Raw genomic sequence first — 22,315 nt, 5'->3', positions numbered from 1 at the left:
CCCACCCAAAGTTATGTTTGTTGCGCCCGACTAAGCATTAAATAGTACGGATGCTGCTGATTGATCTCTCCGTTAGTTGAGACGTAGCCGGCTTCCCGGTCCGCTTGGGTTGGTTGAAGTGTTCCATCCATTAATTGCGCGAATTTTATTACCTCGCCCATGGTCTCCGTTATCCCTTTTTGGAATGGCTGGTAGAGCTCATGGCTGGTGTTGATTTGCCCGTTTGCGGCGGCAAAACCAAGCTTGATATCTGCTTCGGTTGGCATCGCTCCAGCCAGGAGCTCGCTGAAGCGTCTCATCTGCCGGTCGCGCAGGATTGCCATTTGGAATTCCTGCGGCTTACCGCTAAAGAGCCAGGCGGAGAGGCTGCTTTCGGCTTCCGTTCCTTCTTTTAAGGTGCCGTCGCTGTTGAAAGCGGTGCGTAGTTGATGATTATCGGTCCGGCCCAAGATATCCTCAGCTTCCCGGGTGTCGCTGGAGACCAGGGTTGCGATCTCGTCTTGAAGCTGTTTGACCGTTACCCGCTGCATAAAATCCTGAATATCGACCCGAGGAAATTGTCGGCTGATGGCATCGGTCAACCGGCTTTGATGGGCCCCGGCATATTCTAGTTTACCGGCGTTTTCGCGGAGAAATTGATAGGCCCGAGCTTCATCAAGATGAATATCCCCTTCCGGGTAGGGCATTTCCCGCTCGGCCATCCTCGGATCGGTGGGAACGCCGCTGGCGCCGTCAGAGAGGTCGTGCGCCCGAACGCGATAGGTAGTTGGGAACTCAACCTTGGTCCGCATAGCTGAAGCCAAACCGTCAAAGGGGAGCCCGACGCTTTGGAAAAAAGCGGCCTCGCGCGGCCCGCCGTCGTAATTAAGGACCGCCCCGTCTTCGCCGCCCATCCAGCGCATCAGTAATTGAGCTCTCGTGCCGTCGCGCATCTGGGTGATGGTTTTAAGGTATTCTTCCGCCTTGACCTTGACTTCGCCGGAAGAGACGGCGATCGCGCCGAGTTTATCAAACATTGGCAGGGAGAGAAAGCCAAGGATCGCGCAACCGACGATTTTATCAAAGGGCCCGCCGTTTAAGACCGCGCGGGCGACCGCGTTCATTCCTTCCTCGTGTACTTGCAGGCGGAAATTGAGCTCTTGCTGGCTGTAGATCGAGGCGACGCCGAGATCATTGATCATTTGGAAAATAGCCAGAGCGGCCAGGGAAGCTGAACCGATGGACATGGCCCTGATCCCGGCGGCTGTTCCCGGCGTAACCCTCAAGCCGCCTCTGATCATGGCTCTGGCCAGAGTGACGTCTTCGCGCAGGCTGGAAACCGTTTGGCCAATGACGTGGGCCCCGGCTAAACCGGCCGCTAACTGGGCGATATGATTTCTCATAAATGAATCGTTTTTAACGCCGGCCGCGTTGAGGATCCCGTTGTAAAGCCCCGACGCGAGGTAAGTATAAGCGATGGCGGCGGCTGTTCCTCGCAGATCTTTGGCTAATTCGGCCCGGCTTTGCGGAATCCCGCCTCGTTTGATCCGCCATTCGGCCAGCTGGGCGGTGGTTATTCCTCCCAGTTGCAAGGCGGCCGGGTTTTTTATCCCCATGCTTTTTAGGACCTCTTCGGCGAGGAGAGCGGCGATCATGACCGCGGCAAACTGTGTCCCGGTTTTTTTAAGCGCTTTGCCGGTTGCCTTTGCTTGTTCAATCGAGCGACCAAAAGCGGTCTCTTTGACCTTGACGGGAGTTATCTGCTCGTTTGGCGCTAAACTGGTTCGGTTAAATTCTTCGATCGTGGAATTTAACTGTTCAATCTCGGATTTGAGGTTTTTGCCGCCTTCAGTTTGTTCCCAATAAGCGCGCCAATCGGAGTGGCCGTCAAGCGATCGGGCGGCGCTGTTTAAATGATGGCGGGAAAGCTTGATGATTTCCGCTTTAGCTTCAAAGGGGGTGAGGCTGTCCGTGATCCCGTTGCTTTCCAGGAAGGCGCGATTTTCCGGCTTCATTGCCTCTCTGGCAAAAGCGCCGTCGTCAAGCCGGGCGAACGAGGATAAACGTTTGACATCGGAGGTTAAGGTGCCGAACCAGCGGCTCCCGGTCGTTGGCTGGAGGTGGACCCGGGCGCGGCCAAAGTGGCTGATTTGGCGGCCGGTGATCTTTCCTTCACCGTAAGAGAGGGCGCGGATCGACTGGTCGCCAACCTGATTGGCCAGGTGGCGAGCGACCTCGGCGGTCAATTTGCCGTCGATCTCCGCGAGCGGAATATTGTACCGTTTGGCGATATCGGCCTTGAGGTCGGAGCGCATATTGCCGACTAATCTGGCCGCCGGTTCCTGAAAATAAGTGTCGATTTGGGCGAAAGCCCGGCGGTGGGTCCCGCTGTGACTGCGCGAGATCATTTCCTGGTAGTTGATCCGTTCTTCCAGGGCGGCGGCGTACTCGTGGCCGTAGAGCTCGAGAGGAACGGTTTCAAAATTAAGGCTTTGGACCTCGAACGCCAGGGTTCCCCGGCGGGCGGTCGGCCGGCTGCCGTCGATAGTAATTTCCAGGTTGAACCGCTCGGTCGGGTGATTGACCGCCCGTTCCGTCAGGTAAGCGGCCTGTTCGTGAAGCTGGGCTTTGGTGTAATCGGTGAGCGATCCTTGCCCCATGGCGCGAGCGATCCTCTCCGGATTGTGGAGACGGTAAGTTTCAATTATTCCCCTCCCAACCCGGTAAGCAAAGCGGCGGGGGGAAAGCAGAACCTCCTGCATATTCTCGAAATTGAAGGCGAGGGTCCGGTTCCAGGCCTCGGCTATCCTGGTGCCGCCGGAGCTTCTTAGTAAGCGGCCTAAGCGGCTATCCGGTTTCTGGCCGGCCCGCTGGATTATTTCTCCCATTGTTTCTTGGGTCGGGTTGATCGAGAACTCTTTGGTCGCTTCCGCCATTTGGTAGCGTTCAAAAAGTTCCTGACGAAAAGTAGCCGTTCCTTCAGCGTTGGCGCCTGGATTCCGCTTGAGCCACTGGCAGACCTGGATAAAAGCGTCGATTGCTGGATTAAGCGTCCCTCTAAGCGTGCTTCTGGTAAAGGTGTAGGTCTCCGCGAATGAATCTTGCATCATGCCGGTGGCGGAGAAGGCAACGGCGTTGGCGACGGCGTCGTCGTAGTTGCCGTCGTAGACGTTTTTTAGAACCTGGGCCAGCAAGACCGGCGGGAAAAATGGTCCGATCAGGTCGACGACCGCGGTCGCTTGTTTGTAGGCGAAGGTCCTGGCGTTTTCACCCAGATAAGGATCACCGGCCAGCGCGTCAGACCCGAGTCGGCCAAGCCCGGTCCAGAAGCCGGTCCCCTGGGTCAGCCAGATGATCGACATCCTTTGAGCCGATGATCCGGCTAAAAGAGATAGACCATAGCCGCCGGCCAGTAGATAATCACCGGGGCGGTTATTAAGAAGCATGCCGGCGGCAAAAGCGCCCGCGCCGACGCCTCTGGTGATCTTTCCGCCAAGTTCGGCGCGCCGCATAAAGAGATTTTGGTTGGGTATCAAGCGGCTGTTACCGATCAAACCAGTCACTTTATCATAAACAGGGAGTCCTCTGAAAAAGAGCATTGTTTGCACGGTTTTGGCCGCGGTGTCGGCGGCGTCGAACGAAACATTGGCCAGGCGGTTGTGCGGGTTGCGGTCCAGCCAGCGTTCGGCGTCGCGGCCGACGAACCGGTGTCTGGCGCTCAAGGGGCGGCCGGTTTCACCGGTCACTTGGTCAAGAATGTCGTCGAGCAGGCCGCCGGTTTTGGTCGGGACATGAGCAAAGGCGCTGGTCGCGTGGAGGGTCTCTTCACCGGAAGAGAAATTCAGGACCCTCAATTCGACTTTTTCTCCGGTCGTTTTTGTTCCTCCTCCCGCCTCGGTTACCGCTTGCCGTATGGCCAGGGCGAAGTTGATCCCCCCTTCACCGGTTTCGCTGGAGTCCATTCCCATGAGGGGGAGGATGGTGGTGATGTAAACATTGACCGCTTCTTGGACCGGGTCGCGGCTTAACCGGGGGAGCGCTGGGTTAAAGCTGATTCCCTGGCCGCTAGCGACTTGCTGACGCAAAGCAGCAACGTAAGTTCGCAAGTGGGCGATCTTTTCGTCGGTGTTGGTAACGCCGGCTGGAAACTTGTAGTGAGACTGGTCGATCGCCAACAAGATCCCTTGCTGTTGGGGAGAGCCTGGATCTTTAGCCAGCATTTCGCTGATGAATCTCTCGAAAAGATTAGCGACGCTGTTTAAAACAGCGACATTTAGTTCGGCGTCGGTTAAGGTAACTCCGGATTGCCAGGCGATTCCTCCGCCGGCGGCGCCCCGCTGAAGCAGATCGGCCTTGATCATTCGGGCCAGGGGTTGGGCCGCCCGGTCGAGGACCGATTCCACGCTCGACTGCCGGAACGGGACGGCGTTAGCCGAAACAAAGCGGTCAACTGTTCCGCCCCTTTCGCGCTTATTTTCCGGTTTGCAGAAGCGGACCACTCCCTGGACGAGAAACTTGACCAGGGCGGTTTCGCGATCGTCGGCGGCGGTGACGTTAAGGGTCCCCCACTCAACATTGCTTCTGCTCTCAATATATTGGCGCAAAACCGCTAATCTTTGCTGTTGATCACCGAGCAGTCCGGTTAAAAGCGGGTTCCGGTTGATCATGGAGGTCCGATCGGTGGCGTCGATTGGGGCGGGGAGGGCGCCGATCGAGATCTGCATCAGCGATGAGCCGAATAGAAAACCGTAGTCGTCAATCAGATGGAGGAGAAAATCACGGTCGATCCGGCCGGAAGAGAGGAATTCGCTTCGCTCCCTGCTGACCTCGGCTGGCTTGGTCCGCAGGTGGTTAATGTCTGTTGGATAGAACTGTTCCTTTAACGAAAGGACGAGAGAATCGTCCACATTGCTGATCGCCCGGCGGCTACCGGTCTGTTCATATTCAGCGAGGCGGCTCCAGAGGTCGCGGCCAAAAGTCCGCATGGAGACGCTGAATGCCCCCAGGTCGTCGGCCCGTCCTTCCGACCTGATTACGCTGATGAGCTGGGAACGTCCGTCTTCAACCTGTTCGGCCAGGCTGTCGATCGTTCGGACAAAGCCGCGGCAGATGAGGATGGTTTCCAGGACGTCTTGTCTGACCGCGTCGGGGTTATCGACCCCGGGAGCGACAAAGAGCTTGGAGAGGATTTGCTGCCTGTACTCCGGATCATTTAAGCGTTGTTCGTCGAGATCGAGAGAATTAATGGCGGTCTTATTCTCCTTCAACAAGCCGGAGACTCTTTGAAGGAGCACGACCTGGTCCGGCGACAAATTGCGTTTTGTTCCCAAAAAGTTAAAGGTTTCGGACGTGGAAATATAGACCTGGTCTTCAATGTCCTGCGCGGTAATCTGCGCCCGGATCAGCCCTTCTTGTTCAACCGGGTTATGAGCGCTTAATCCTCTTTGCCTTAACAGGGTATAGATCCCGATTCGGTAAGCGGCGATCGGTTCCCCGCCGTTAAAATCGGCGAAGTCGTTGTAATCTTTCCAGATATTGACGTCGTATTGACTGATGTAAGTCAGGTTCCCGGTTGAGACCGGTTCGGCGGTTCTGGGGGCTTCAACCGACGCGACGGAGTTAATGCTGATCTTGGCGGCGTTGGAAAACTCCGCTGAACCGATTATCGTCCAATTTTGCACCACATTTACCGGAGCTTGTCCCCCTTTATTCCATTCCCCCGGTTTATAGCCGTTGGCAACCTGGCTCAGGATCCCGGTGATGATCTGCCGGATATTAGCGACTAATTGCGGTGGCGGATTGTCCCCTTGGGCAAAGAGCTGACTGATCGGCAAGCTCGGGTTCTGGAAAAGTTGGGAAACAACGATCGTTAGTTTGTCTTTGATAAAATCGGCCTGTTTTTCAACGATTTCTTTGTTTTTGGCGATCAGGGCGTTAAGCTGGTTCAAAACCGCTTGAAGTTCCGGCTTGGCTTTAAGTTCCGGGTGGGACTCAATCTGGCTTCTAAAACTTCTAACTACGTTGTCCAATAAGGCGGTTTGTTTTCTGACCAGAAGCGCCTTGAACTTTTCCGCAACTTTGCTAACGGCGGAGGGGAGATTGGCTTGTAAGTTTTGCCGCAGGGCCGGATCGCGTAAAACCTCCATGAAAGCCTCTTCCGTTGAGCTGGCCAGCAGAAGCAGCGTTTCCCGTCTTAAGTTGGCCGGATTGCCCTGCGAGCGCTGACCAAGTTCCAGCAGAATGGCCTGGACAAATTGTTTGTTTAACGGCGCCGCTTCCAACGCGGTTTTGAGCTGGCCGACCGCCGCGTTATAATCACGGCTGGAAACATCAAATTCTTGGTTGGTATCGGTATTGGAGTAGAGATAATCGGCCAAACGAAAAGAGACCTCTTCTCCGGGATCTTTTTCCGACGTTCTTAGCGCTGGGTTGCCGGCGGCGGAGATCAGGGAATCAGCTTTTGTTTCTCCGTGGGCCCCCAGCGTTGGCCGGGTAGTCTGACCAAAACTCGGAGTGGCAAAACGGAGCATTGCTTTGGCGACGATTAATTCCGGCGAGTCATTGGTTAACGGTCGGCGGGCGCCGGTCCCCGGTTCAAAAAGGAAATACTGCTCCTGGGCGTCGCCGGTTTGCGGGCGGAGGACGGCGATCGAAAATTTTCCGCTGACAAAATCCCGGTAGATTGAGAGGGCCTGATTTAAGCCGACCTTATTTCCGGCGCCGTAATCATTTAAAGCCCTAATCATCATGGCATTGAGCTGTTCTTGTGAGTCGAGGAAAGAGCGGAAGAGCGGCGCTTCGGTCGAAAGCCGTCGGCTGGCTATTTCATCCGGAGAAAGTGCGCGAGTGGTTCGTGCCGTTCGGAGGGAATTTAAGTTCGTGATGGCTTGCCGGTCAAGGCTCCCGGCTGATTTCAGGTAAGCGGTTGCCGCCTCCTCCGGTTTGTTCCCATCGACCGCGATTTCAATATTGACCAGACTTTCCCAGGTAAGACCGGGGAGAAGTTGTCCATTGATCGGTAGGTCGGGCTTGATCGTTGCCTCCTGATTATAGGCAAAAACTTCCCGGTAGTTTTTAAATAATTGGCCGATCCGCTCCAGAAGGGAAGCGGTCACTGGTGGCGGGGTGTATTTGTCTGAGTGTTCGCGCAGAGCTTTATCAGCTTTGAGCGCCCGGTCAAGAAGGCTGACCGCGATCGCGTTGCCGGGAGGTAGCCAATTCTCGTCTCCTTTGTCTTTTCTGACCTTTGCCAATTCTTTGGCCAGATCAGCAAAGGACTTGGTCGAACCTCCCAGTTGTGAGACGGAGGAATTCAGCTCTTGGCTTAAGCGGCTGGCTTCATCACCGAAGATCGCCAGGTGAAGGGTCGAAGTCAGATACCGGCCGACGGAAGCAAGGGCTTCGCGCGGCACTTCGGCGCCGACCGAAACAAGGACCACGTTTTCCAGCCGGCCGTTCCGGGTGACCGCTTTTTGTTCCACGTAATAAGCCCGCTTTTCAAGGCGGGTCAGGGCCGCCCGGCCGTCTTTTAATTCTTTCTCCAGGTTTTCCAGATCGGCTTTAAGCGCCACGAAATTGGGGAGCGGTTGGCCGTCGCGGATCAGTCCGGTTTCCGCGCTGTAGGCGTAGAGGCCGAAGTTGCGGAAAAAGCCGGGGCTCTTTTCCGAAGCCGACTGGATCATTGTTTGCGCCTGGCGAAGGGCGGCGATCTTTTCTGGAATGGAGAGCGTTTCCCAGCGCTGAAATTGGGTGGGGAGCGTGACCCCTGAATTTGGGATCAGGCCGGCGGTCCGAATAAATTTGGCGATGAGCTCTTTGGTGGTGTCGAGCTCGAATTTACCGGGGAGTTTGGTGGCGGCTTCCGACATCATTCTTTCGACGACATTGAGCTCTCCCCACTCCCGCTGGTAGTCCTGGGTCAAACCGCTGAACTGGGCTTGAAAGAGGGGGGAGTGGAATTGGCTTTGAAGCTGTTCAACGGTAAAGCCGCTGCCGGTCGCTTCACTGTAGACCCGGTGGCCCTGGGTCCGGCCGAAAGCGACGATCTCGCCGCGGAGTTTGGCAAGTTGAGCAAAAGTATTGACCAAGCCTCCCTTTTCGCCCGACGGACTGTTCGCGACGATTTCTGTCTGGTAGCGAAGGAGGAAAGAAAGTTTCTCGAAGGTTGGCTGTGAATTAAAGGTTGCGATAAAACTTTCCCTTATCCGTTGATCGGTGAATTTACCGGTGGCGAATGCCCGGAGCGCGGCGTTAAGGCTGGCGTTTTGCAGCTGGGTTTCAACCTGCCCGTGAAGCCGTTTAAGTTCGACCTGCGCCTCGGCATGGCGGATAACCTGCTGTTCCCGGGTGGTGCCGGCGCCGGGCAGACGGCTGACGGCGGTATTAATCTCCTGCATCTTTTCGGTGTAAGCGCGGCCGCCGAATTCAGTCAGCCGAGCCGAGAAGGTCGCGGCCGAGAGGCTGTCGCCGGTCGCGCCGGTCAGGGTGGAGCGGAGGAACCCGCCGAGCGGGGAGTTAGGATCAGGGACCTCGAAAACCTGGCCTTTGGGGTCAACAAAGTCGGAAGTAATGGCCGGATTGTTCGCCCGATCAAGCGGGCGGGAGATCGCGAAAGGCGAATTTGGGGAAGAATAGTCGACGATGGCCCTGGTTCCCCGGGCTAACCCGTCGTTGAAGGCGCGAGTGGAGGAGATCCGCTGGGACGAGAGCAGGAAAAGATGCCGGATCAAGTTGAGGGAGATGGTCTTGGAGTTTTTATCCCAGTCGGCGGCGGTCAAATACGAGGGTCGTTTGCCGGACTCAAGTTTTTCGATGTCGGTTTTTAAAGTGGAGAGGAGTGGGGCCAGGTCGTCAAAACAGTTACAGAGGACGTGGGAAGAATAGCCGGCGTCAGCCGCCAGGGTCCGGACAAAGACGATCGCGGCTCCGCGGTCGGCCGGGTTTAATGTTTGCAGGCTCTGGGCGTTAAGGCCGCCGCTTCCCATCAGTCCCATAATCGGGTTCATGGCGGCAGTGATGCCGAGGCGGGCAAACAGTTTTTGCCAGTCCTCTTTTTCCCGGTCGGTTATATTTCCTTGAGTTAAGGGCTCGGCGTAGTTGACCGCGTAAATCGCGGGGAGCTCACTGCTAAAGGTCGGGGTGGGGCCGCCCGGACCAAAAATGGTCGGCCCGGTTGGGGCGCTCGGTCGACTGACTGAAGGCCTGATTTCTGCGTCTCCCATTTCTCCTCCTAAAAAAACAGACTTGTCAAATATTATGACAAGCCTGTTGAGATAAACCAACAACTTGGAACTATCTTAGCAACAGGCAAGCCAAGACCTCATCCCATCTATATATTTATCGAATTTTATAGCAAAAAACTTGTGTTGGGAAGAGGGGGGGGGGGCGAAAGCTGGGGGATAGAAGAAAAGACCGCAAGTTTAGGGTAGTTTTTAACGATAAGTAAATAAGATGGCAGTCGGTTTAAATAAAGTCAATCAGAGCCACGCTCCCGCTGCGGTGGGTAATTCGTTATCCAGCCAGGGGCGTTCTATTGTTATTGGCGGCCGCTTTGTGCGGGGAAATGAAATAGGCTCGGGCGGCAATGGGGTGGTTTACAGCGTTGTCGATCGAATAACGGGGATCGGCTTGGTTGCTAAACAAGTCAAGACCGATCTTATCTCCGAGGCGCTTAATAATTATCAGCTGACATATCGCGGCCGGAACGTTGATTTTGCTGACAACTCTATCCCACTGGTCAGGTCTTACGGCGTTAAAAAGGGCGATGACGGGAATGTTTATATAATCTTTGAACGAGCTGGCGGACAAACTTTGCATGATATTCTCAGCGAGAGAAAGCGATTGCCGCTTACCGAAGCCCTTGATATCGTGATAAAAATATGTGATGCGCTCGTCCTGATCAAAGAACAAAAGATGGTCCATGGCGACATCAAGCCGGAAAATATATTTTATGACGCAAAGACCGGTACGATCAAAATTATTGATTTTGGTCAAGCGGTCTCGGCGGGGGAAAAGGCGAAGAAAGGGACATTATTGTTTTCCTCGCCGGAACAGGTCGAGCAAGGCAAAATAGACGAAAAAGCCGATGTTTTCTCGACGTGTTTGACCCTGGTTGAATTGCTCAATGGGAAAAATGGTTTTCTAAGACAGCGCCGGGAGTTAATGATCAACGCGGCCTTTGAGTCGCAGTTCATTCCTCGTGATGTCGCGACCGTTCTTTTTAAAGCGGCTCGCCCGACTAAAGAAGGAAGATCGACGCTTGAGCAGTTTCGGTCCGATTTGATCAAATTGCGCGACAGCTATTGTTGATTCCCCACTGATTTTTCTATTCCCGCGTCGGCTGTTAAAGGGCCGTATTCGTCCAATTGTTATAGCTGATAATATACTCTTTCCCGTCGTCGCCGGTGGCGGTCCATAAATTGTTTCCCCGATCGGTTATTGGATTGTAGCAGCGGGTGCCGGGTTTGGGGGCTTTCTTATCGGTATATTCGGCTCCCCATTTAGCGTTGGCGTCAGGGGTTATCGTATAGAATTTACCATCGGTATATCTCGCGTATTCCACGTTATTGACGTCTCTTCTGACTTCAGTTCCTGCCGGAACGGCCGATCCGGCCGTTGGGCCGGTAACCGGCGCCGGCGTTTCCGCGGCGGCCACAATCCCGGCGGCGGTGTTGATCGCGGCGGCGTCCGCCGCGGCATTTTCCGTCATGATGCCCAAGCTGGCGATCATGGCGGGGTTGGTCGTCCCGTCGATAATCGTTGGCTGGCCGGCCGTTGTCGAATAGAGAGTCGTAAAGATCGCGAGACAACCGCGGCCAAGCTCCCGGTTGTCTTTCCAGCCCGCGATTTGAGCCTTAACCGGGTTCCCTTCCTTAGCGAATTCAGGGTTCATGAAGGAGTCCGTTCTCATCAAGGCCTGCAGCGCCTTATAGCGCGGGTCGGCCTTGATCTTGTTGGCGTCAAACAGCGGAGGGCCCTCTTTTTTGTGGTCGCGGGCGAGCGCTTCAATGGTGTTCGTTACCACGGCCTGAAAGGTTGTCGCGTCGAACTCCCCGACTTTTAGGAGCGGAGCGATCTGGGCGATCGCCGGGCTTGGTTCGGTCGGGGCCGGTTGGCCGGCCGTTGGTTGAGCCTTGGCCAAAAGCTGGAAAAGGGCCTGGCGCATCAGGGGGAGGGCGGTGGCCATTTTATCTTTATCGGTCGGATTGTTTTGTCGTTCGATGGCGTATCGATACAGTTTAGTGAAGCGGGCGACGGTCCATAATTGTTCCATTTTGTTGGCTGCCGCCGAGCCGTAAATAGCGGAGATCGCGCTTCTCAAGGAATTGCCGCCTTCACCAAATTGGGCAAAAAACTGGTCGCTGGCCAACGGGGCCAGAGACGATCGATTGGCCGGATTAGCGGCTTGAGGGGCGGCCGTCTTAATCCTATCGGTAAAAACCGCCGTAAATAACGGCATAATTTCCGCGGTTTTATCGCGAAACGAAGGATTGCTCTGATGGTCGATTAAATAAACGTATAATTTGATGAAGCGATCGCTGGTCCAGGCTTCGGCCATTTTCTTGTCGCTGTTTTTTCCGTAAATGGCTCCGATAGCGGCTTTAAGCTGGGCGCCATCGTTGCCGAACTGGTTAAAAAAGGTCTCGGTATCCCCGGCGGTTAGATGAACGAGCCGGTCTATGACGGCGCGCATGGCCGGGAGCAATTCTTTGGTCTTATCGGCGAAAGCCGGAGTTTTCTGCCGATCGTTTATATAGACGGATAGTTTCAAAAAGCGGGTTAAAGACCAGGGGTCGTCAAGTTTTTTACTCTTTGCCGGGCCGTACAATTCCGCGATGTCGTCTTGCATCGAACCGTCGGCGTCGCCGATCGCGGCAAAAAATTCCCGGCGGCCATAAGTTTTGGTTGGATCGAGCGGCGGCAGATAATTGAACCCTTCATTGCTGATCCTTTGAGCCAGATTGGTGTTGCCCGCGGTTTGAGCGTTCTCTTGTATTTTTTTCAGCGCCGCGTGCAGGGCCCCCAGCGCGGGAGTAAAGGCGGACCTGGTCTGTTGGTCGGTTGAGAACCGAAGGTCGTTGTATTCCTTGATCAGATCGGTTATATTCCAGCGCCGCCCGGCAAATTTGCGCGGGCCTTCTTCTTCTCCCCAGAGCTTTTTATAGGCGGTCAGGAGGGAATCCCGAAGGTTGTTTGTGTCAACGCCGTTAATGAGCGCGGCGGTAATTGTCGCCGCCGGTACCGCCGCCGGGCAGCTTCCGCCGACGGAGAGAGGGGCGCCGTTTTGGAAAAACCGGTTCTCTTTTACGGTTCCGACTTGCGTTTCAACCTGGACGCAAGGAGTAGCAAATAAGGTCCCTTCGTCGGTTTGAGCGAGCGGTGCCGGCGGCGTGCCGGAAGCGCTTACGGCTGGTGGAGAGGGAGGGAGAGGGGGCGGGGCATCAAGCGGATCGGTGGAGCAGATTCCAACCTTCCTGCACACATCCTTTGGACTAGGGATATTGAGCCAACCGCCAAGTCCGCCAATTGTCATTTTTTTACCTCACCTAATTAAGGAATGTCCGCGCTGCCGCCCCCACCTCCACCGCCTACCGGTGCGGAGGTTGCGGGACTGCCGGGACGCGGCATTTTATTAATATATTTATCGCGCAATCCTTGTAAAGTATGTTGCGAGTCTGTTTGATGGCTGCGATTGTAAGCGTCGATTAATTGTCCCATTTCCGTTTCAAGCTTGGTCCTTAACAAATCGGCTTGCGGCGAAGCGTCATCCTTAATCGCTTCAGCCGACTTTTTATAAAGCGCAAGGGTTGATTCCAACGCTTTCTTTTCTCGCGGAGTTTCCCCGGCTTTGGCCAGATAATAATGGGCGTAGGCCCTTTGAGTTGCGGTCGTTCCCGCTGGCAAAGTGGCGAGGAAATTAGTCATCGGCTCTTTGTCCTTGATCGAAGCGGCCAAGGCAAACCGGGCTTCCAATCGGCCATGAATGGTGACCGCGTTTTGGTCCCGGCCGTGATTGAATTCGGCGCCTTCAGGAATAATTTCGATCAAGGCATAGGCATCTTGCTTATCCGTTCCAAGAGCTCGTTGGGCCAACTGCATAGCGATGGTCAAGGTTATTGAATAGACCTGTCCTTGGTGGCCTGTTCCTTCCGTTCCCATGGAGGCGACCAGAGTTTTCAGGTTCTCCAGTTCCGTCTTTGCTCCATTTAAGTCGGGAGGAGAAGCCCCAAGCTTATCCTGGATCTTTTGGGTCTGTTTTTCGACGATCTTGCGGTAGATATCGCTTTTTTGTTCCGCGGACAGGGTTTGTCCCTTGAGGAACTCGATCAAGTCGGAATATTTACCTTCTTTGATGGCCAGATCAACAACAAATTCAATGGCTTGTGGATTCCCCTTCAGGACCGCGGAGTGCTCGCCGGAGGAATAAACGGCAACAGCGTCATTATAAGTTTTCCCCTTTTCCTGGAGGGCGGTCATGGCCTTGCGATAACCTTCGCCGTCCTGGCCGGCGCCGCTTGTCCCTTCCGCTTCCGGCGACTTGCCGGTCCTAAGCCAGGTCGAGAGGTCGTCGCCGCTCTTGCCGGCGCGCGGAGCGTAGCGCCCGATGTTGGCCAGCTTGCCGAAGTCTGCGACTCCCCAGAACTCGAACTCGCCGGTCAGGCTTCCCATCATGGCGTTGAAGAAGTACTTGTTGAGCTGTTCGGCGCTGGTTATCCGGCCCGCTTTGATCTGTTCGACGATATTCTTGAGGATATCGGTATGGACGTCTTTGCCCAACAGAGTTTTTAACCGTTCGATCTCGGCGGTGTCGCCATCTTTGATCTTGGCAAAATCGATGTTCCCGCCTTTGACCAGAGCGCTAAGATTGTCGATCCGGGAGCTGACCTCGCGGAGGTCGACATTGACCAGGTATTTAGCGGTTTGGTAAGCGGCGTAAATTTCTTTGGTGGTTTTGCCGGTCCGTTGGGCGAGCTCTTCGACGACTTTATTGTAATGGGCGAGTTCAGCGGCATCTAGTTTCCGGTCGCCGACAGTGGCTCCGGCGGCGCGGGTCGTGCTGTCGAGCATCCCGTTGTCAACCCCGTCGAACACGACCATGTTGATGCCGTATTTGCCGGCTTCATCGGCATCGATGGCGCCGTCTTTGGCGATCTCACGGGTCGCTTTGATGTCGAGGTTGACTTTCCCTCCGGTCTGGTTGTAAACAAAGAGCCAGATTGCCCGGCCGTTATCGTTCAATCCGGCCGGTGGGGCTGGTTGTTTTGCGGCGACGGGAGCCGGGGCCGTTCTAGCTGGCGTTGTGGTGGGAGTTTGAGCGGCGGAAAGAGCTTCAGCCGTTTTGGCCCAGACTTCTTTTTTGTCGCCATCAAGCGCAGGATTTCCTATTGCAGCGCGGGCGATTTCATGGTTATCTTTGGCTTTGATCAAAGTGGCGAGTGTCGTTTGGTTTTTATTAGCATTGTAAGCGGCCAAGGCGGTTTTTAACTCTGTCCCTGCTTCATCAAAAGCGGCTAGTTTGTCATTGTATGAAGTGGAGAAGCAGTCCTTACTATCAATTCCGGCTTCTTTTAAAGCGGCTTCGATCAGAGCATCCCCAGTTAACCCTTGTGCGCCGAGCCGATCTAGGGCTTCAAGACTGATCCCTTTTTTTGCCAGTTCGGCTTTGACTTTAGCAAGATCGTATTTATTGGAAGAGCCACTAAGGGTGGTTTTGAGATTGGTTAACGCTTTGCCGACATTTTCTTGATTGTAGGTGACTTTTCCCATTTCCCGGGAAGCGGCGCTGATCTGGGCGGCTGGGACTTGGCGATCATCCCGTTTTTCAAAACCAACCGATTTATCCGTGTTTAGATAAACCGGAATGCCAGTATTGTCAACGAAATCAACTATTCCTTTGACCGTGTTACCATGTCCCTGGGTTCTTCCCCAGGTACTTAAGTGGGCTCCATTTGCTTCGCCGTTAACTCCCCAAGCTGCCATTTAATCTCCTCCTAAAAACAAAAAAACGACGCCTGTTTCTCGTCGTTAAAAACATCCCCGGTTACAGGCAAACCGAGATGCAAACTTATCTTTCCACTAATATTATCGTTCCAGACCCCTAAAAACTTGCATGGGAAAAATAATTATTTAACCCGAATACCCTAATGGACACGAATGCCCTAATCCCCGTACATAGATATATCGGAATAGTAGCCTAAAAACTTGCGTGAGGGAAGAGGGAGGGCTTAAGCCGGCCTGGAAAACTTTTCCAGTTCTTTTTTGTTGATGATAAGCCGCATTTCGTAGATAGCATCCCGGACCGCCTCTAGTGACGAAGCGTCACCCTTTTGGATCGCCTTAAGGACTGCCTCGAAAAGAGCCCGATCTTCCAATTCCTTACGGATCTTTTTGATCTTATCTTCGTTTGCCGCCGCCGCTTGAATGCTGATGATGATCGCTTCGATCTGTGCCTGCACCTGCCAGGCGATAAATTTGGTCGGCGCCTTGGTTGAGTCGGTGGCCGCGACGGTTTGGAGCCGTTCGATCTCGGCTTCCAGGACTTTTACGAAACTGTCGAGTTGGCCGCGCGGCGCCGGTTTGCTTTCCGGGGCTTTGGCTATGGCCGGTCGTTGGGGCGGGATGAGGCTTAAACCGGCTAATCCGGCGGCCAAGCTTTGCATTATCACGTCGGGAACCTTAAGTCCGGCCCCTTCCATCTTTTGGGCGGTCTTGGCGAGCGTGCCGATCGAATCGGCAATTGCTTCAATCTGTTTTGGATTGGTTGAAGTTCTTAGGGCCGATTTGGCCGGGGTCGGGAGCTTGCCCTCTTTAACATTTTTGGCGATCTGGGCTTGGGTCTCTTTGATTGTCTGCCTCGCCTGCTGGGCCTGGGCGACAAATTCCAAGAGCGGCAGGGCTTGTGCCGCGGTCAGAGCAGTCGGCGCTACTTTGTTGGTATTAATGACCAGGGCCGCCAGTTGAGCGACCTGTTCAGTAACGGTTGGGGTGGCTTTGCCGGAGATTGCCGGCCGGGCTTCCCTGGCCTCCTGGAGCCTGGCCTTTGGATCGAGCAGGGCTTTAACTGTTTCAACAATTACCTTCCCGCCTATTTCACTGGGGTTTAGCAGGGAAGAGGGCTCTCCCCGACGGACCGACTCCAACACATATTTTTGCCCTTCTTTGGTGCCGGCGGCGGCAAGAACAACCGCTTCCACCTCTCTTTGGATGGCAGGAGTGCTTGCTAGCTTGGCTGTTTCAGCGATTAATGCCGGGAGCGCAAGGGCGGGGAGTTTTTCGGCGACGACCCTGATCAGTTCAATGATCCTGGTGGGGGCCGTAAAAACGGTCGAGGCCCGCTCCGGCGCTTGCGATGGCGCGCTGACCAGCGGTCCGGTGTAGGTGGTTTGGTCGATGGTTAGAGTCCGGCTTTCCAGGCCCGCTTTTTGTTCGGCCGCGGCGCCAATTGTTCCGGCGGCTTCTTCTTTCGGTGCAATGAGGGCGGCGACAAAAGCGGAAATAATGGCGCCAACAACTCTAACTTCCGGCGCTGAAATTACGGGCTTGTTCGTTGGATTGTTGATATTTGCCGGCAAATTGTAGTTGGTAATCGTCGGTGGGCCAACTTCTGGCCGACCGGTGAATTGGCTGACAATTTGCGCGGTTAAGTTTTGAATCTCTCCTTCTTGTTTCGGATTTTCCCGGGCCAGCCTGACGCTTAAGGCCGTCAGGATGGCCAGAGCTTCTTGAGCCGGGAGATGGCTTAAAAGGGTGGTCGCGGTCAGGGCGATCTCCGTATTGGTCAACTTGCCTTCAAAGCGGAGCTGTTTCTGTTTGATCTCGGCTTGGACCGTTTGGAGCGCTTTTTCAAAGGCGGCCTGGAGCTGTTTTTCTGTTTTTTGCCCCCCAGCCGCGGCTCGGAAAAAGGTTTCATGAAGTCTTTCGGCCAGAGCTACGGACAAGACTTCAGAAGCGGGGCTTGGGTCCTCAATCTGAATAAGATCGGTCACGAAACGGTGGTAGATGGTTTGCTCTTCAACCGGGCGGCTGCCGGCTTGAGTTAATGGGGTGAACAACGAGAGACCGGGAATTGTTAAATTCAGATTAAAGGCTGCGATATTAAGTCCGGCTGGGATCAGGACCGCTTGCAGAGGATTGGGGGCTGCCAAGGGATAAGCGCTGCCGGCGATTTGCGTTCCGGTTATCTGCTTTTCCCTGGGTTGGAGCTCGACTAACGCTTCCAATGCGCCAGCGATCAAACTTTTCATTTTACCGTTAAGCTGCAGAGCAACCGCATCTTTGGCTGTGGCGTCAAGTTGGGCCAATAAATTGGTGATTGCTTTTTTGGTGCCGGCGCTTAACTTATTTTCCTGCCAGAGGGAAGCAAGGAGACTTGAGGTCCCTTCCAGCAAGGCGTCGAGCCTGAACACGCTTTCTTGCGCGGCGGATCGGGAAAGAAGTTCCTGTTTTAACGAAGAGAGGGAATTGATCGCGGTTTTTTTTATTTCCGCGAAAGTTGCCGCCCGTGCCGCTCCCATCAGCTGACGTTGAGCTTGGCGGCGGTTGACTGAATGTGTTTTTAAATGACCCTCTGCCATTCCTACCCTCTCTTTGTAATTATGAACAGTCTCCGGTAACAGGCCGAAAAAACTACTCTCTCTCCTAATATATATCGTTATTTTAAGCAGAAAACTTGCGCGGGGAAGAGGGGAAGGCCTATCGCCCTTCTTTTGTCCTATTACGGAGCAGCGTTTCAATTGAGAATTTGAGCGAGTTTTTGATCCCGGCCAAAAACGTGTCGGCCGAATGTTTTTGTGCGGCAGTGGTCCGCTCGTTTTTTATTGTTCTGTTTTCCGCTTTAAAACGTTCAATCAATCGATCAAGAGGGCTTACTTGGCCCCCAGGAATGGCTTGTTTATCTGGCAATAGAGCCGAGATAATGATCTGTCTGTCTGTGGTCGCTGCATGGTCGGTCCCCGGCAAAAGTTGTTCCGTTTCTTTGAACGTTAGGCGGCCGGGGGGGGAGGTGAGCGGCTTGGTTGGCGCGGTGATTTGCCGGAGAAGCTCGACATTTTGAAGGGCCGCTTGAAACTGCGGAGCCCGTGAAACGACTGGATTTTTCTGGTAGGTTTTGAGACTGCCGGCCAGCCGTTCAATTTCCAGCTGCCGTTCGGTTCGCTCATTTTCGGGAAGGGCCTTGAACCGCTCAGGCGTTAAGCCCCGGAGCCGGCCCAAGCGACTTCGCTTCGCTAAATTAGCCGTGCCCAAACGATTGCGGAATTGGCGAATTTCCAAAGGAAGTTCAGTTTTGTTAATGATCATTTTTACCGACGTCATAATAATTACTTCCAGTTTATTATCGTTGTTTTTGGCCGGTAATTTCAGGTAATTTCAAACGGGGGGTGGCGAGGGTACAAGTTCGATTCCTATTATGACGATATATCATATATGCCTCCTATTAGAAACGACATTAGAGGATCCCGCCCGGTTACCATCAGGCCGGGGCAGGGTCGCCCGGCTTTGCCGGCGATTAGGATCAGCTCGGAGCAACCGACTATTGAAGTCGCTCCGGCTGATACCGTCCATATCGCCTCCGGCGGTCAGTCAAGCGTCTATAAACTCGGCCCCGAATGCGTGCTTAGGGAATTATCGACCCAGCCCGGCTCGCCGGAATATCTTCAAGAAATGGAGATTGCCCGTTCCTTCAGCGGCCGCCATATTGACGGCGTGGCTAATGTTCTCGATGTTGGAGAGGGCTATGTGGTCATGGAAAGGGCGCCTGGCATTCCCTTGTCACAAGTGATTGGCCGTTATCCTGACGGGGTTCCGCCGCGGCTCGCCGCCCAGATCGTCCAAAAAGTCGCGTTGGCTCTCGAGTCTTTAAATAATGCCGGATTGGTTCACCGGGATATTAAACCGGATAACATTATGGTCGAGACGGGGCCGAACGGGGAGCTTCGTTCGGTCAAACTGATCGATCTTTTTACTTCCGCCAAATCGAGCGTCACCGGGCCTTACGATGGGGTGCTTAGAGCGGGAACCCCGACCTATGCCTCTCCGGAACAACTGGCGGGCGGGGGAGTGACCGGAAAGTCGGATGTTTATTCGCTGGGGAAGGTTTTTTACCGAATGCTGACCGGCAATCGGCTTTTTCATGATCATAGAGATGGAATCGTTAGGGCGACCCTTGAAGAAAATATCACGATTGAACACCCGGCAATGCAAAAAATTCCCGCTTGGCTAAGGGGGCGACTGATCGGTATGCTAAGCCCCTCGCCGGCTATTAGGCCATCGGCCAGAAATTTAGAACTAAGCCTGGAGAGCGACCTGACCTTAAATCCTGAAACCCCCAAAGTTATTTCCCCGGAGGCTGAATCGGCGACTGTTAATGAGCCCGATGTTACCGTCAGGGAATTGCCGGGGAACGGACGATCGAGCGGGCGCCCGTTAGTGCCGGATGAAGCAACTGTTAATAATCTCCCGACGGCCAAACCGTCGGCGCCTGAATCGGTTGGGCGTTCAACCCCGTCCGGCGGGCGACCGCCGATAAGTTTTCGCGGTTTGGGTGTAGGGTTGGGGGGGACGGCGCTTGGTCTAGGAGTTGGCTATGGGGTCCATTATGGTTTAGGTCAAGCTGGGGTTAAAAGTGAAGGGGTCAAGGCTGTGGCCTCGATCGGCGCCGGCCATTTTGCCGGGGTTGGTTTTAATAGGTTGATGACAGGGAAAATGCCGGGGGCGGGCGCGCAGGTTAGGGGATTAGCGCTGGGGTTGGGTGGCGCGTTTTTCGCGGGCGATTGTTACAATTCACTTTTAAATTCCAGCGGAGTTGACTCGCATTCAATGGCCCGGTCGGCGCCGGCCCAGGCGACTGTTGGGATAGGCGGCGGCGTAGCCTTTACTGCGGCCGGGACCGTGGCTTTGCCGTTCGCGGCGGTGGCGATTGCCAATGAGATCCCTAAATATGTATATTCTCACGAAGACTACGCCGTTAAACAAAGCGAGGTTGATCTTGCCAGGGAAAACATGAGAAAAATTTATGAGAATGGCTCGGGACTGGAAAGCGCGGTGGCGTTAACTTCCTTGACAATGTCTTTTGTTCCGATCTTTGATGGACTGCTTACCCTCGCTTCCGACGCCACGAGTGCCGATACCAAAGCCAAACAGAGCGAGGTCGACATTGCCAGGGCGGAAATGAGGAAGACATATGAAAATGGTTCCGGATTGGATAGCGCGCTGGCTTTGGGGGCGCTTACCTTGACCTTTGTCCCGGGTGTTGACCGGCTGCTTACTCTTGGCTCAGACGCGACCGCCTCTTCGGTCAAGCCGACGACCATTGATACTCCTTCCAGCCCAGACCGGCTTACCCGGGCAGAGAGAGCGGCGCTTGCGGCCGCGCAGTCCCAAGCCCCCAGGAGACCGGTCAATCCGCTTCCTTACCGGCCGATGTTTATTCCCAGTTTAACCCCATCGATGGCGACAATGTCCAGCCGCTTCTAATTTTCCTAAAATGGCCTGAAATTACTAGTGATTTTTTTCGACAATTATCTGTAGGTTTTATTTTTTAAACTGGAGATAAAATGGTTTTTGTCGGAAAGGTTTTCCCAAGATATATAACCAGAGGAACGCTGCCCGATAAGTTTGGGTCGTTTGACCTTGCCAGGGAAACGCCATTGCGGATGATTTACTACACTGGTCCGGGTACTAATAGATATATATCCTGGCAGAATATCGCCAAAGAGGTCACGGTCGCTTCAGATTCAGTCGTTGAACTCTCCCCTCAAATAATTGACAGCGCCATCCATCCCCAAGCTGAACCGGCCGGAGCGCTATTGTTGCATAGAGGCCAGATGCAAGAGCGAGCCTGGGGGATATTAAACCTGGCGGGAGAGAAATTCAGGTCCGATTTGGCACAATACTCCCAGTGGCTCGTCCTGCTTCCGGAGCTTAAACAAGACGGCCGGGAGGTGTTGGGTTTTGATCTTGGCGCGAGCCGCGCCGGCAATAGCGAGATCAACGCGCTTTTGGGCGGATTTACCGATGATGTTGTTGATTCCGAATTAATGTTTATCAACCCTTATTACGGCGGCAAGGGTTTCTTTTCCGGCGGCTTTGAATTGACCCGAGAGATGAGCGCTCTCTTAGGCAGGAGAGTTATTAATAGTGTTGCGGCCAGGCTAAAGATACCGTTACGCGATGAGGTCGTGGCTTGTTTCGCGGCTGCTTATACGCGGGTGGTCGCCGAAGATTTTCTTGATATCTCCCTGGCTTACGGACTGCCGGACTTTGAAGAAAAGCGGCCGCTCTTGAAAGAGCTCGATATTCAAGCGCGGGCGCTTCGGTCCGCCGTTAATAGCCGGGAGGCCGCGGCTGTCGCAAGAATTTTAAACGGCTGATTCCTCTTTCATTTTCTACTATTTTTATAGTATAATTCCTTTATGAAGGACTTTATCTCCATTCATGACCTGACCACCGCTCAAGTTCAAACGATCCTCGACCTGGCGGCCGACCTCAAAGCCAAGCAAAAACGGGGTGAAAAGCACGAATACCTCTGGGCCAAATCGATGGCGATGATCTTCGAAAAGCCGAGCACCAGGACCCGGGTTTCATTTGAGGTCGGGATGTGGCAACTCGGCGGTCTCGCGATCAATCTGGACCAGGAAGCCATCGGCCTCGGCAGTCGGGAATCGATCGGTGATGTCGCCCGGACCTTGTCCCGTTTTGCCGACGCTATCCTACTTAGGACCTTTTCCCACCATAAAGTTATTGACCTGGCCAAATACGCCAGCGTCCCGGTGATCAACGCTCTTTCCGACCTGCTTCACCCTTGCCAGGCGTTGTCCGACGTTTTTACCATCAGGGAGAAAAAGGGAAAAAACCTCCGCTCTTTAAAAATGGCCTATATCGGTGACGGCAATAACGTCTGCCATTCGCTCATGTACGCCGCTGCCAAGGTCGGGATCAACCTGACGATCGCCACGCCGAAGGGGTATGAGCCGCGGGAAGAGATCGCCCGCCTGGCGATGGAAGACGCAAGGTCGGCCGGGATCGAGATCGATATTTTGAACGACCCGGTTATCGCCGCCAAGGACGCGGACGTGATCTATACCGATGTTTGGGCCTCAATGGGGCAGGAGAAAGAGAAGTCAAAACGGGCGAAAACTTTTTCTCCTTACCAGATAAACGGCGAACTGACCAGATTAGCCAAGCCTAACTATATTTTTATGCATTGTCTGCCGGCCCATCGCGGCGATGAGGTGACCGATGAGGTGATCGACGGCCCGAATTCAGTGGTTTTCGATCAGGCGGAGAACCGCCTGCACGTTCAAAAAGCGATTTTGGTAAAATTACTAAGGAGTTAATT

Annotated in this window: 9 protein-coding genes; 4 read left to right on the top strand and 5 right to left on the bottom strand. The window is 54.3% G+C overall.

Translation table 11 applies throughout. The features are described 5' to 3' along the window. Window positions 1–11: 11 nt before the first annotated feature. Window positions 12–9,200 (bottom strand): hypothetical protein, encoded by a 9,189-nt coding sequence (locus WC772_03575; GenBank protein MFA6169834.1) that lies wholly within the window; start codon window positions 9,198–9,200, stop codon window positions 12–14. A gap of 229 nt (window positions 9,201–9,429) precedes the next feature. Between WC772_03575 and WC772_03570 the strand changes: the two genes are divergently transcribed. After that, complete coding sequence (locus tag WC772_03570) at window positions 9,430–10,287, top strand: serine/threonine-protein kinase (protein MFA6169833.1); 858 nt, start codon at window positions 9,430–9,432, stop codon at window positions 10,285–10,287. Window positions 10,288–10,321: 34 nt separating this feature from the next. On the opposite strand, the gene WC772_03565 is transcribed toward WC772_03570, so the two are convergent. The 4 genes from WC772_03565 to WC772_03550 all read right to left on the bottom strand — a co-directional run bounded on the left by WC772_03565 (window position 10,322) and on the right by WC772_03550 (window position 18,291). Continuing rightward, on the bottom strand, window positions 10,322–12,511 hold the full coding sequence (locus WC772_03565) for a hypothetical protein (protein ID MFA6169832.1): 2,190 nt from the start codon (window positions 12,509–12,511) through the stop codon (window positions 10,322–10,324). 17 nt (window positions 12,512–12,528) lie between these two features. Continuing rightward, on the bottom strand, window positions 12,529–14,958 hold the full coding sequence (locus WC772_03560) for a hypothetical protein (GenBank protein MFA6169831.1): 2,430 nt from the start codon (window positions 14,956–14,958) through the stop codon (window positions 12,529–12,531). Window positions 14,959–15,203: 245 nt separating this feature from the next. Beyond that, window positions 15,204–17,552 carry a hypothetical protein gene (locus WC772_03555; protein MFA6169830.1) on the bottom strand — a complete coding sequence of 783 codons (2,349 nt, stop codon included), beginning with the start codon at window positions 17,550–17,552 and terminating at the stop codon, window positions 15,204–15,206. Window positions 17,553–17,670: 118 nt separating this feature from the next. Further along, window positions 17,671–18,291 (bottom strand): hypothetical protein, encoded by a 621-nt coding sequence (locus tag WC772_03550; protein MFA6169829.1) that lies wholly within the window; start codon window positions 18,289–18,291, stop codon window positions 17,671–17,673. 111 nt (window positions 18,292–18,402) lie between these two features. Between WC772_03550 and WC772_03545 the strand changes: the two genes are divergently transcribed. From WC772_03545 to argF, 3 genes are all read left to right on the top strand, one after another. Further along, complete coding sequence (locus WC772_03545) at window positions 18,403–20,451, top strand: serine/threonine-protein kinase (GenBank protein MFA6169828.1); 2,049 nt, start codon at window positions 18,403–18,405, stop codon at window positions 20,449–20,451. 80 nt (window positions 20,452–20,531) lie between these two features. Continuing rightward, entirely contained in the window at window positions 20,532–21,347 is an 816-nt protein-coding gene (locus tag WC772_03540; protein ID MFA6169827.1) for a hypothetical protein, read from the top strand. Window positions 21,348–21,389: 42 nt separating this feature from the next. Then, a complete protein-coding gene (argF, locus tag WC772_03535; protein MFA6169826.1) occupies window positions 21,390–22,313 on the top strand; it encodes an ornithine carbamoyltransferase in 924 nt (307 codons plus the stop codon). Window positions 22,314–22,315 lie beyond the last annotated feature (2 nt).

The sequence above is a fragment of the Candidatus Margulisiibacteriota bacterium genome, assembly GCA_041661965.1.
In the GTDB taxonomy this organism is placed as follows: domain Bacteria; phylum Margulisbacteria; class WOR-1; order O2-12-FULL-45-9; family XYB2-FULL-48-7; genus XYB2-FULL-45-9.
This window is presented reverse-complemented; position numbering and strand designations above follow the sequence as displayed.